Here is a 12773-nt window from a genome sequence, read left to right on the forward strand (position 1 = left end):
GACGGCTTCTTTAATCGTGTGTAGTCTGCAAATCCAGCGCCAGTATGGACGTGTTCGCGGAATCGGCGATGCGCTGCTCCACGAAGCCAAGCGCCTGCGCGAGTTGCCGCATGCGCTGGTTTTCGGTCAACACGGTGGCTGTAAGGCGCTGCGTGCCCGCAGCGCGTTGATAGCTGATCAGCTTATCCATGAGGATGCGGCCTAATCCGGTTCCCTTGAGATCGGGGCGCAAGATGATGCCGAACTCCGCACCGATGTTGTCCGGATCAGCCTGTGCCCGCGCTACTCCCAGTGTTTTTTCAGCGCCATCAGCTTCCCGGATGGTCGCGACAAAGGCCATTTCGCGTGCGTAATCAATCTGCACCAGTCGTGCGAGCTCGCTGCGTTCCATGGTGCGGCGGCTGTAGAACACGCGCATGCGGATGTCGTCCGGATCCAGGCTTTCCAGGAAGGCACGATGCTGAGTTTCGTCTTCCGGACGAATGGGTCTCAGCGTCAAGCTCGTGCCTTGCCAAGGTATGGTTTCAATCAATTCATCGGGATAGGGCTGGATGGCGAAGTGGGCAGAACCAGCGGGCTCTTTCGCGCTCACGCGAACACGGGCGTCGAGGGCCATCGCTCCTGCGTGGTTCACGATCAGCGGATTGATGTCCAGTTCGGCAATCTCAGGGACATCCGCCAGCAACTGCGAAACAGCCTGCAGCACCCGGATGATGGAATTCATATCGGCGGCTGGCACATCGCGATAGCCCGCGAGCAGGTGCGAAACGCGCGTGCGGCCTATGAGTGCGCGTGCCAGCGGCGCATTCAGGGGCGGCAAGGCCATGGCGCTGTCTTTCATGACTTCGACCGCCGTGCCGCCCTGGCCGAACAAAATCACGGGTCCGAAAGTCGGGTCCACGCTGGCGCCAATGATCAGTTCCTGAGCCTGTGGCATTTTCACCATCTGCTGTACGGTGAATCCATCGAGTTGGGCCTGCGGGTGGCTTTTACGGATACGCGTGAGCATCTCGCGCGCGGCGGTGCGCACGGCCTCGGCATCTTGCAGATTCAAGACCACGCCGCCAACGTCTGACTTATGGGTGATGTCTTCCGACAGAATTTTCATCACCACCGGAAACCCGATGTTCACCGCCTCGTTCGCTGCGGCATCCGGATTCGCCGGTACGCTGCGCGTGGCTACCACGGGAATGCGATAGGCCTCACATACGGCTTTGGCCTCGGGCTCTGTCAGAAGCTCGCGGCCACTGTCCAGCACCTGCCTCACGATGGAGCGCACTTGGGCGGTGTCGGGCCGCCCTTCTTCCGGAAGAGATCCACTGAAAGGGTGACTAGGGGGCGCTTCAGACAACTCCGTCTGGTTGTCTCCGTAGCGCTGCAGCATGCCTATGGCCTGCACGGCTTGCTCAGGCATGTCGTAGCAGGCAATGCCCGCCTGGAGAAAAATCTCCCGCGCCTCGGCCACGGCGTGGCCACCTACCCAGGCGCTAACTACCGGCAAGGCCGGCTTGCCTGTCGGTTGGATGGAAGACACCATGGCGCGCGCGATATCGGAGGCTGGCACGATGGCTGTGGGTGCGTGGATGAAAAGAATAGTGCCGGTATCACCGGGGTGGCGGGCCAGCGCGTCCAATGCGTCTACATAGCGTTGGGCGGGTGCATCACCAATGATGTCCACCGGGTTGCCTCGCGACCAGTTGGCGGGCAGTACCGCGTCCAGATCCTTGATCAGGGGGCTCCCCAGCTCAGCGAGTGACACCTTGCTGGCCGCAGCGGCATCGGCAGCCATCACGCCGGCGCCACCGCCGTTGGTCAGAATGGTCATGCGGTCCCCGATTGGCCCCTTGAACCGTGTGAGGACCTCGGCCGCGAGGAACAGCTCTTCAAGGCTGTCTACGCGCAGCATCCCCGCCCGGGCGATGGCAGCGTCGTAAACGGCATCGGCACCAGCCAGCGCGCCTGTATGGGAGGTCGCAGCCTTTTGTCCCTGCGCGCTCCGCCCGGCTTTCACCACGATCACGGGCTTGTTGCGCGCCGCAGAGCGCGCCGCCGACATGAACTTGCGCGCCTGGTCAATCGATTCGATGTAGAGCAGGATGGCGCGCGTGCGCGCATCGCTGGCCAGGTAGTCGAGCATGTCGCCAAAATCAACGTCTGCATGCTCGCCCAGTGAAACAAAGTGCGAAAACCCAATGCGCCGCGCATCCGCCCAATCCAGCATGGCCGTCACCAGCGCGCCCGATTGCGAGATGAATGCAAGCTCACCGGGCCGTGCCGGAATGTGGGCAAAGCTGGCGTTCAGCCCAGCGTGAGGCGCCAGTAAACCGACGCAGTTGGGTCCCAGGATACGCATCAGGGTGGGGCGGGCAGCGTCTAACATTGCCTGCTTCTGTTCTGCAGTGAGTCCCGCGCTGATGATCACCGCAGCCTGAGTGCCTCGCTTGGCCAATTGCCGGATCAGATCGACCACGGTGGAGGGCGGCGTGCAGATCACCGCGAGTTCAGGTGTCTCGGGTAGATCGCCTACGCTGGAGTAGCAGCGTTCACCTGTGAGATTCTTGTATTTGGGGTTGACCGGGTAGACGCGCTGCGCCTTACCGCCTGAGCGCATGTTGCGCCAAAGCGTGCCGCCCACTGAGAAAGGCCGCTCCGAAGCGCCGATAACGGCGACAGAGCGTGGATCGAACAGCGAGTCAAGGTTGCGAATGCTCATGGCCTAAGCATAACGGCGCTGCATGAAGTCGCTGTGAAGGCGTGTAAATCCCGACCTCCCCAGGCAATCTGAAGCAGGCGCCTGACCCGCCCCGTGCTGCAGAGGGCGGATGGCGGCTGCCACTATGGCCTAAGAGTGCGGGAGCTAGGCAACCGATTGAGAAGTCACCACTTGCTATGAGCCGTGCGCGCGGCCACCTTCGCCGTCATGAGCTGTGCAGGATGACCGGGTTGGACAAGATGCCGATCCCCTCGATCTCGCACTCCACCAGATCGCCGGAACGCAGGTAGCGCCCGTCCGCAACGGCGCAACCAGCGGGGGTACCTGTGGAAATGATGTCGCCCGGATTCAATGTCATCGCGCGCGAAATGCTGGCAAGCAGCTTGGGCACCTTGTAGATCATTTGCGCCGTGGAAGCGTCTTGGCGGATTTCGCCATTGACGCGGCAGATGATTCGCAAGGGATAGGGGTCTGGCAATTCGTCGCTCAAGGCGATCGCTGGCCCCAATGGGCATGAATGGTCCAGGCTCTTGCCCTGTACCCAGTTCTGTCCGTAGCGACCGGTCAGTGTGCGTGCTGCCTCATTCGCCTGCAGGCCTCGATAGCTGATGTCGTTACAGATGGTGTAGCCGGCCACATGCTGATAAGCGTCGCTTTCGGCAATGTCCCTGCCTCCGCGTCCAATCACCACCGCCAATTCGACCTCATAGTCCACTTTTTCGCCAAAGCTGTGGTCCGCAATCGGGTCTCCGTGGGCCACCGTGGTACCGGGCAGTTTCGTAAAAAAGAAGGGTTGCTCCGGCGGAATCAGTTTGCCTTCCGCGCCATGGTCGTCATAGTTGACTACGTGGGCCAGGATGCGCGAGCCGTTTTCTATGGGGGCCAACAGTTTCACGGAACCCAGCGGCACGAACCTGTTCCGGCTGGCACGCACCAGTTGGGAGGCTGCACTGCGCGCAGCCTCGTCAGCGGCCAGGAACAGCCGCAGATCTCGAAACAGGGGGGCAATCCAATCCATCCCGGCCTCGCAGGCGGCGAGACAGAGGTCCAACACTTGATCGCCCTCAACCACGCACACGTGCGGGCCGGCGACAGTCGCCATGCGTGCTACTTTCATTCATTGCTCCTTGGATAGGGCCGCTTAGGTGGCCAGTTCGCGCATTACGGAATAGAGGGACGGCTGCTGCTCAAAGCCAATGCCTGGAGTTTGCGGAAGCCTGGCGAGGCCAGCTTCGATCGTGACCTCGTTGCCGAAGCCGCTGAATATCCCGAAGGTGTCCGGGTAGGATTCGCAGGCCCCCAGCCCAAGGCCGCCGACCAGTTGAAGGCACATCAGGTTGCCTCCATGCGGATACATGGATCGCCGCTCAAATCCATGTCGCTCAGCGACCTTCAGCACCTTCAGATATTCAGTAATGCCGAAGGCAAGAGGGGGGTCGATCTGGATGATGTCGCGATCAGCGCGGAATCCGCCATAAGATAAAAAATGGTCCAACTCCAAGGCGCAGGCCATGTTCTCTCCGGTAGCCAGCGGCCCATCGTATGCAGCAGAGAGTTCAGCGAAGCTTTGGTAGTCGAGGCAATCGCACGGTTCTTCGAACCAGCGCAGCTGGTACGGCGCGATGGCTTGCGCATAGGAGAGTGCCTGGGCTCGGTCGAAGCTGCAACTGGCGTCCACGGCCAGATTGCGTCCCTCCCCCATGACACTCAAGATGGCCTCAATGCGACGGCAGTCTTCGCCCATCGACATGCCTCCTATCTTCATCTTGACCATGTTGTAACCCGCATCCAGGTGGCGCTGCATTTCTTCGCGCAGGTCTGCCGCCGTCTGTCCTGGAAAATACCAACCGCCACCAACATAGGTGGGGGCTTGCGTCATGGTCCTGCCTTCGTTGAAACGATCAGCCAAGAGCCGATGCAACGGTTGCTCAGCGACTTTGGCGACGAGATCCCACACGGCAACGTCGACGGTTCCCATGGGGATGGAGCGTTCGGCGTAACCACCACGGCGCTCCCGATATTGCCCTTGACGGGCGATCGCGAAGGGGTCGAAGTTGCTGTGGTCAGGCTCCAGCAGGCTATGCGGGGATGCGGCCAGAATACGCGGGGCGATGCGTTCGCGAATCTGCTCACCGCATGCGTAGCGACCGAAGGAGTTGAAGGCGTACCCCACCAGAGGCTGGCCGTCGCGGATAACGTCTGACACCACGGCGACCACGCTGGTGGTCATCTGACTGAAATCTGAGCGGGCGTTGGAGAGGTGGGTCTGCAGTGGTACAGAGCGCTCAACGATGCGGGTGATGCGCATGTTCAGTTGGGCGTAGCGCCAGAGGCTTTGACGGCGGCTGAAAACTTGCTCATCTGCTGCTCCACGAAGTTGATCGCGCGCGGAGCCGGAATCACTGTGGGTTCGAAGGAATTCTCAGCGAGCTTGGCCTGCACCTCGGGCTCCTCCATAGTCTTGCCTATGGCTTGCACAAGCCGCGCATGTACATCCGCGGGTAGGCCCTTCGGGGTTGCGACTACCCATAGTGATGCGGCATCCACACCCGAATAGCCGGCTTCGGCGAACGTTGGGGTCTGGGGAAATAGCCGTGAGCGAGCTTGGCCGGTGACCGCGATCGGAGCGAGGGTGCCTGATTGCACCTGTTGGGTGACCAGGCCCGCCAAGTTGAACATCATGTCGACCTGTCCTCCGAGCAGGTCCGAAATGGCTGGTCCAGCGCCCTTGTAAGGCACATGCAAAAGTTTGATCCCCGCTGCACTTTTGAGTATTTCGCCGTGCAGGTGGATGACAGTGCCAGAGCCTGCGGAAGCGAAGCTGAGTTGATCTGGTTGGGCCTTGGCCTGCGCTACCAATTCAGCGACAGTGCGCGCCTTCACTCGTTGCGTATTCACGACCAGCACCGCATTGGCGGTGGCGATGACGGACAGGAAGTCGAAGTCGCGCAGACTGTTATAGGGAATTTTGGCGTACAGGCTGGGATTGATCGCGAAAGCGGTGTCGAGAAGGCCGAGGGTGTAGCCGTCTGGTGCGGCGCGCGCCACGAGCCCGCTGCCGATCATGCTGGCCGCACCGCCGTTGTTCTCCACGATCACTGGTTGGCCCAATACGGTGCTGAGCCGCTGCGCAAAGATGCGTCCCAGGAGGTCGGTGCTACCGCCTGCGTTATAGGGCACGATCAGTCGAAGAGGGCGATTGGGAAAGTCGGCGGCGAAGCCAGACGCAGGCAGCATGGCGGCGAGCAAGGCGCTGGCGAGGTACGAGCGGCGCGTGCAATTGGGCATCTGAACTCCTGTTGCTGAACCGGGAACGACTCCAGTATAGGAACGCCTATCCCGCACGCCCAATGGAGCGGATTGGGCAGAACTTGGACTTTTCGCCGTTCGGCGCTTAGATCGTGAACATGCGCCCAGTTCAGGCGATGCGCGCAAGCGTGGCTTGTTGCTGCTGGCGGAAGATGCTCGGGCTCAGTCCGCGCAACTGGCGGAAGCGGCGGGAGAAGTACGCCTCGTCCTCAAAGCCCACACGCACGGCGATTTCGGAAATAGGCCGATCAGTGGTTGCCAGCATACGGCAGGCAAGGTCCATCCTCCGCGCGGTAACGATCTCTACAAACGTATTTCCCGTCTCGCGCTTGAGAAGGTGCGCGAGGTAACTCGGCGAGAGGAAGGCTGCCGCCGCCGCATCGCTCAAAGTGATTGGCTCAGCCAGATGAGCACGGATGTACCGGCTAACACGTGCCAGCGAGGCGCGCCGGCTGCCAGTCAATAGGTTTTGGGTTGCTAGCCGCTGCAACGCGGCATCCCAGCGGCGACAAACCAAGCCAATCAGGCGGGTCAGATCTGCGCGGATGAATTCAGTGGCGTAGAAGCCTCCCTGCTGTTGCTCTTTCAACATGCGCGCACACAGCAACGCCGCTTCCTGAAGTTCCGCACCTTCGAGCATGAAGTCCATGTGCTCCTGGTACATGAAGGGCGCAAGCTCAGGCAACTCGCCTAAAGGAAGGTCCTCAAGCTCCAGCAAGTTCAGAGAGCTCTCTGGGCGCAGGAAGCCCAGCCGGTAGTTGATCAGGAAAAAATCACCGCCCTCCACATGGTCGATGCGGTGCATGCGCATGGGCAGAATGAAGCTGACGGTGCCCGGCCGAATGGGAAGGGTGGTTGCCCCGAGCGTTTGCTGAGTACTGCCGGCCAGATTGACATGGATCTGGAAGTAGTCATGCCTATGCAGCGGCGGCTGCGGCATCTCGGTGGAGCCACTGTCGCGAATCAGGAAAGCGCCGGTGGGCAAGAAATCGTCGCTGCGATTCGTTCTTGTCGCAACGGTTGCTGATTTAGCCATCCCGGCCCTTCCGTTCATCCCGCGCAAGCAAGAAACCAGTCCCGCTGCACACGGGCTTTCTGGATCTTGCTCGGGCGAGGAGGGGGCTCATTCAGCGTTGTTCCCGGGAAGGTTTCGACTCCACCGGTGCAACGCTCAAGCGCTTCGCCGCGCCGCTGCCTCTGCCACTGAAAGCGCCGTCATGTTGACCAGCCTGCGCACCGTGGCTGAAGGCGTCAACACATGGGCTGGCGCTGCTGTGCCCAGCAGCATGGGTCCAATCGTCACACCATGGCCCACCGTGATCTTGAGCACGTTGAACAAGATGTTGGCTGCGTCCAGATTGGGGCACACCAGCAGGTTGGCTTCGCCAGTGAGCGTGCTATCTGCCACCGCGCGGTCGCGCAGGACGGAAGACAATGCCGTGTCGCCATGCATTTCACCATCGCACTCGATATCGGGTGCGAGTTCGCGGAACAGATCGCGGGCACGCCGCATCTTGAGTGCCGACCCACGCTTGGAGGTGCCGAAATTGGAGTGCGAGAGGAATGCCACCTTGGGTGGCAGGCCGAAGTTCTCCACTTCTTTGGCTGCCATTTTTGCGATGGCGGCCAGCAGCTCGGCGCTGGGGTCTTCATTGACGTAGGTGTCGGTCATGAACAGCGTGCGGTCTTCCAGCATCAGCGCGTTCAACGTGGCCAGGCCGGGCGCACCAGGTTCCACACCGATGATGGATTCGATGTGCTCCAGGTGCTGATCGAATCGCCCCAGTGTTCCGCACAGCATGGCATCGGCATCGCCCAGGTGCACCATCAGCGCGGCGATGATGGTGCTGGAGCGGCGTACTGCCGCCTTGGCCACTTCAGTGGTCACCCCATTGCGCCCCATCAGGCCGTGATAGGTTTCCCAGTACTGCCGAAAGCGTGGATCATCATCTGGGTTGACGTTTTCAACGTCTTTCCCCAGGCGGATGCGCAGACCGGCTTTCAGAATGCGTTGTTCGATAACCGCAGGGCGGCCGATGAGGATGGGCAGAGCCAGGTTATCGTCCACCGCGATCTGGGCTGCGCGCAGCACGCGCTCATCTTCACCTTCCGCATAGGCCACGCGCTTTTGCGCCTTCGGCACTGCTTTCGCGGCCGCAAACACCGGCTGCATCACCATGCCGGTTTGATAGACAAAGCGGCCCAGGCTGGCGCGGTAAGCATCCATGTCTTCGATTGGCCGTGTGGCCACGCCAGAAGCGACCGCTGCTTCTGCCACGGCGGGCGCGATGCGCAAGATCAAACGCGGGTCAAACGGCGTGGGAATGATGTAGTCCGGGCCGAACTGGAGATCCTTGCCAGCGTAAGCGGCAGCTACCTCGGCGCTGGATTCGGCTTTGGCAAGCGCGGCGATTTCGCGCACACAGGCGAGCTTCATCTCTTCCGTGATCTTGGTGGCGCCGCAATCGAGCGCGCCGCGGAAGATATAGGGAAAGCACAGGACGTTGTTGACCTGGTTCGGGTAGTCTGATCGCCCCGTGGCCACGATGCAATCCGGCCGTGCGGCCTTGGCCAATTCAGGGCGGATTTCGGGCTCAGGGTTGGCCAGAGCCAGGATCACAGGTTTGTCGGCCATGGTCTTGACCATGTCCTCCGTCAGCACGCCAGGAGCTGAGCAACCCAGGAATACGTCAGCACCTTTGACCGCATCAGCCAGCGTGCGGGCATCGGTTTTTTGGGCGTATCTGGCTTTGGAGGCGTCGTAGCCACCTGGGCGGCCTTCATAGATCACGCCTTTGGAGTCGCAAGCGAACACGTTTTTGGGATTCACCCCAAGCGCGACCATCACGTCCAGGCAGGCAATGGCTGCCGCGCCGGCCCCGGATACCGCCAGCTTGACCTGGCCGATTTCTTTACCCACCAGCTCAAGCCCATTGAGCAGGGCCGCTGAGGAGATGATGGCCGTGCCATGTTGGTCGTCATGGAACACCGGAATGTTCATGCGTTCGCGCAGCTTGGTCTCGATGTAGAAGCACTCAGGTGCTTTGATGTCCTCGAGGTTGATGCCGCCCAAAGTGGGCTCCAGAGCAGCGATCATGTCGACCAGCTTGTCCGGATCGCGCTCGTCCAGTTCGATATCGAACACGTCGATGCCCGCGAATTTCTTGAACAAGCAGCCTTTGCCCTCCATCACGGGCTTGCTGGCCAGTGGGCCAATGTCGCCCAAGCCCAGCACGGCGGTGCCGTTGGTGATCACGGCTACGAGGTTTCCGCGCGAGGTGTATTCAGCTGCCTTGGAAGGGTCGGCCTGAATGTCCAGGCAAGGATAGGCTACGCCCGGTGAATAGGCGAGCGATAGATCGAGCTGGTTGGAGAGGGGTTTCGTGGGAGAAACGGCGATCTTGCCCCGTGTGGGAGACCGGTGATATTCGCGCGCAGCATCGCGCAGCGCCATTTCCGTGGGTGAAAGCTGTTGTGGCATATGGTGTCGTCCTCTTTTTATCCGTCCGCGTGAGAAGCCGCCAGTTCCGGAAAAAACGGGAGGCACCTCTAGCCTAACCCAAAATCGGACGTTGCCCGAGAAGCCAGTAGGAGGGTTTTCCTGGTCCGGCTCCTTCTCGGCGCAAAGTTGAATGCCCGCACAACGGGTTCACCCGCCATCATTGCAGCGTTTGAGGCCTTGAAAAACGTTATCTGCGTTACAAGCTTCCACCGGGTTGCTGACCCGGTGGTCTTGCGGGCCTTGATGGCCGTTTTTCAGTGAGCTCTAGCGAGGTGCTGTGGCGGGCGTGAGCCGTTCGCCGCTCCAGGTCAACACCCCCCACACCAGGCGTTTGAAGGCGCCTCGGGCTTCATTCAGCGCTCGACTTAGCTCGCCAGCCGGCTGCGCCACGGTGGTTTCCCAGGATGCGGCGGCGGCGGAGGGCGGGGATGCAATCCAGTCGAAGTTCACTGCGGGAGTGCTCGCGGCGCAGGCGCCCTGGGCAACGATGGGCTCCAACACGATCTGCCGGCCTGCGCGCAATGCTAGCCGCGCTCCGGGCTGAAGGTGCAAATCGCCCAGAGGGCCGCTTTCCAGGCCCTCGTGAGGGCCATCCAAGGTAGCCCAGACGGCGCCGTGAATGATCAGAATTTCGCCATTCTGGCGCGGCCGCAGCGTCATGGCGTGTCCTGGCTCCAATGTCCATGCGCCGCTCGCACGGCCTAGCGTGGGCAGGTAGGGTGTATTGGATGTCATGGCAGGCTCCTAGGGGGCGGTTTCAGAATGAGTTGGTAGACGCTATCGTGCGCTTGCTCTCATTGACAGTCCAATGAATTTAAGCAACGCTATTGATTCCGAAATCACATTAATGGTTGGCGCCATGCTCCATTCTCAAACCCATCTTCGTAGCCGCCCTATCCAGGCGGGCCATCTGCGCGCCTTCGAAGCGGTGGCGCGGCATTTGAACTTTCGTATGGCGGCCGAGGAGATGGCGCTCACCCAATCTGCCGTGAGCCGACAGATCCAGGGATTGGAAGATGAAGTGGGCGTGGCGCTCTTTCTGCGCCATACGCGTGCGGTGGAACTCACCGCTGCGGGTATGCAACTGCTTCAAGCCGTGGCACAGGCGCTGCCACGAATCGATGGGGCTGTACGGCATATTCGCCAGACCGCAGGGCGTAAGCAGGTGTCCATCACCACTTTCGCCTCGTTCGCTTCGATGTGGCTGATCCCCCGCCTGGAGGTGTTTCAGCGAGAAAATCCGGATATCGACATCCGCATAGACGCTTCCGACACTGCCTTCGACCTCGATCTGGCCGATATCGACGTCGCCATACGCTATGCGCCAGCAGCCAATATGCCCCCTTCGGCGCGAAGATTGTTCGGTGAGTCGGTCACGCCTATGGCCAGCCCGTGGTTGCTTAAAAGCAGTCCTGCCATCAGGCAGCCGCGCGATGTGCTGGCGTTCACGCTGATCGAGGCCGGCGATGCCTACACCCCGCACCTCGAGTGGCTGACCTGGCGGCGCTGGCTTGATTCCAACGGATTGGGCCATGCCCAGCCCAAGCGTTGGTTGAGTTTCAACTATGCCTACCAGATGGTGCAGGCGGCGCTGTCAGGGCAGGGCTTGGTGCTGGCGCGTCCGCCGCTGGTAGCAGAAAACCTCGCCAGCGGCGATCTGATTGAGGTGTTGCCCGGTGCCAGGCTGCACTCACCTATGGCCTACTGGATGTTGGTGGCCCCCCGAAGCGGTTCACGTCCCGAAGTTCAGGCGTTTTCCCAATGGCTATTAGCGCAGGCTGTGGCCACGCGCCTTACGAGTGGAGAAGGAGAGGATCCTGATCTGGTGAACGATCTGGATTGAGATACGCCCCACTCATTCCAACCAACTCTATTCGGGGCCCGCCTCTATAGGAGTCTGCCCCGTGCAACTTACCAGAACGACCTCACAGGAAGCCAATGACGCGAGTTGTTGCCCTGCCTGACATGTGGAACCCGCGCCGATCGCGCCAACACTGACAATCAGGTTGCCAATGATCAAAGGCGTACCACTGGTGTTCGTGATCGTCGTATTGGGCTCGGTAATCGGAATACTTCCGCCTGTAGCATTGGCCAGGCTTGCTGTGGCTGCTTCCGCCAATGACGAAAATTGGTTGCTGCCATTCGCAGCCAAGAAAAGCGATACACCCAGAACAGCAACGATCTTCTGGAATTTATTCAAGCGGAGATGACGTGCAACCAAAATCGCAAGCAAGGAAGCCAGGACAAGCAATCCCCAGGTGGAGGAAGAAGGAACTGCAGTCGGGGTGGCCGGCACGGCGGCGTAGCTCAGCATTGCCATGCACATAGGAGGAAGCACTTGGGCCTGAGCAGTTACCGAAAAAAGGCTAGACCCCAGGCTGGCACCTACCGCAAGGGTATGGGCCCGACACCACTTGAAATTGCTCATATTAAGACCTGGTTAAGGGTTCAGAAAAAATGCAAGTGGTGCGCTGGACATGCGCTTGCAGCCGGACGGGTCGAATATCTCGCATGCGATATCCAATCCAGTTTTTGGGCCAGGCCAACCTCTGGCTAAAGCCTGATATTCGAGTAGCGAATGATCACGACTAATGGCATTAAACCGTTGGTATTGCTTTTTTGTCAAGAAAGCGTGTTTTGGACGCCAACATGGAAGGAAGTTACTGAGGCCAGACAATGCCGTTGTCGTTCAAGATGGCATCGAGCGGTTGATCATGCGCTTCAGGTTCGAAATCGTCGATGAAACCATTGGTAAAACCGAGCCCCACGGTGTGGGGGCGCGGTTCAAGCGCGGCGAGCGTGCGGTCATAGAAGCCGCCGCCGTAGCCCAGCCTGTAGCCACCTGGTGCATAGCCTACGCAGGGCACGAAGAGCAGGGTCGGGGTAATGAGTTCGGTATCCTTGGGCTTGGGTATTCCGTAGGCGTCTTCTTCCATGGGGCAACCGGGGTACCAAACGTGGAAGGTAAGCGTTTTGTGTACTTTGTCGATCACCGGCAGGCCTATGCGGCGGCGCTGCGCTTCGCCCTGTAATTCTCCATCCTCTTTCCAGCGGTGGAGCGCGGGCAGGGGATCGAATTCGCCTTTGATGGGCCAATAGGCTCCAATCACAGTGTCGGGGCGGTCCAGGAGCCAGATCCGCATGACGCTTTGCAGCATATCGGCGCGTGCCAGCCGGTCTTCCAGGTGAAGGCGTTGCTCGATCAGGCGCTCACGCAGTGCCTTTTTTCTGTGGGAATTGTCCATAATG

Annotated in this window: 10 protein-coding genes; 1 reads left to right on the top strand and 9 read right to left on the bottom strand. The window is 60.4% G+C overall.

The window, feature by feature from the left end; genetic code table 11:
• Window positions 1-10 precede the first annotated feature (10 nt).
• From G518_RS0116950 to G518_RS0116980, 7 genes are all read right to left on the bottom strand, one after another.
• Window positions 11-2713 (bottom strand): bifunctional acetate--CoA ligase family protein/GNAT family N-acetyltransferase, encoded by a 2703-nt coding sequence (locus tag G518_RS0116950; protein WP_028603578.1) that lies wholly within the window; start codon window positions 2711-2713, stop codon window positions 11-13.
• Between the two features lie 205 nt (window positions 2714-2918).
• Window positions 2919-3830, bottom strand: coding sequence for a fumarylacetoacetate hydrolase family protein (locus G518_RS0116955; RefSeq protein WP_051236893.1), 912 nt, complete (start codon window positions 3828-3830; stop codon window positions 2919-2921).
• 24 nt (window positions 3831-3854) lie between these two features.
• A complete protein-coding gene (locus G518_RS0116960) occupies window positions 3855-5021 on the bottom strand; it encodes an enolase C-terminal domain-like protein (protein WP_028603580.1) in 1167 nt (388 codons plus the stop codon).
• 2 nt (window positions 5022-5023) lie between these two features.
• On the bottom strand, window positions 5024-6001 hold the full coding sequence (locus G518_RS0116965; protein ID WP_028603581.1) for a tripartite tricarboxylate transporter substrate binding protein: 978 nt from the start codon (window positions 5999-6001) through the stop codon (window positions 5024-5026).
• A 130-nt stretch (window positions 6002-6131) separates the two neighbouring features.
• The gene (locus G518_RS0116970; protein ID WP_028603582.1) at window positions 6132-7058 is read right to left on the bottom strand and encodes a helix-turn-helix transcriptional regulator; all 927 of its coding nucleotides are present in this window, start codon (window positions 7056-7058) and stop codon (window positions 6132-6134) included.
• A 135-nt stretch (window positions 7059-7193) separates the two neighbouring features.
• Window positions 7194-9503: an NADP-dependent malic enzyme gene (locus G518_RS0116975; RefSeq protein ID WP_028603583.1), complete on the bottom strand. Its 2310-nt coding sequence runs from the start codon at window positions 9501-9503 to the stop codon at window positions 7194-7196.
• 285 nt (window positions 9504-9788) lie between these two features.
• Complete coding sequence (locus G518_RS0116980; protein WP_028603584.1) at window positions 9789-10259, bottom strand: DUF2917 domain-containing protein; 471 nt, start codon at window positions 10257-10259, stop codon at window positions 9789-9791.
• A 124-nt stretch (window positions 10260-10383) separates the two neighbouring features.
• Here G518_RS0116980 and G518_RS0116985 point away from each other — a divergent pair, with 124 nt between their 5' ends.
• Window positions 10384-11367: a LysR substrate-binding domain-containing protein gene (locus tag G518_RS0116985; protein ID WP_028603585.1), complete on the top strand. Its 984-nt coding sequence runs from the start codon at window positions 10384-10386 to the stop codon at window positions 11365-11367.
• A gap of 27 nt (window positions 11368-11394) precedes the next feature.
• On the opposite strand, the gene G518_RS0116990 is transcribed toward G518_RS0116985, so the two are convergent.
• Window positions 11395-11952 carry a midcut-by-XrtH protein gene (locus G518_RS0116990; protein ID WP_028603586.1) on the bottom strand — a complete coding sequence of 186 codons (558 nt, stop codon included), beginning with the start codon at window positions 11950-11952 and terminating at the stop codon, window positions 11395-11397.
• Between the two features lie 232 nt (window positions 11953-12184).
• Window positions 12185-12769 carry a 5-formyltetrahydrofolate cyclo-ligase gene (locus G518_RS0116995; protein ID WP_028603587.1) on the bottom strand — a complete coding sequence of 195 codons (585 nt, stop codon included), beginning with the start codon at window positions 12767-12769 and terminating at the stop codon, window positions 12185-12187.
• Window positions 12770-12773: the final 4 nt, after the last annotated feature.

The sequence above is a fragment of the Ottowia thiooxydans DSM 14619 genome (genome assembly GCF_000422885.1).
GTDB classification, from domain to species: domain Bacteria; phylum Pseudomonadota; class Gammaproteobacteria; order Burkholderiales; family Burkholderiaceae_C; genus Ottowia; species Ottowia thiooxydans.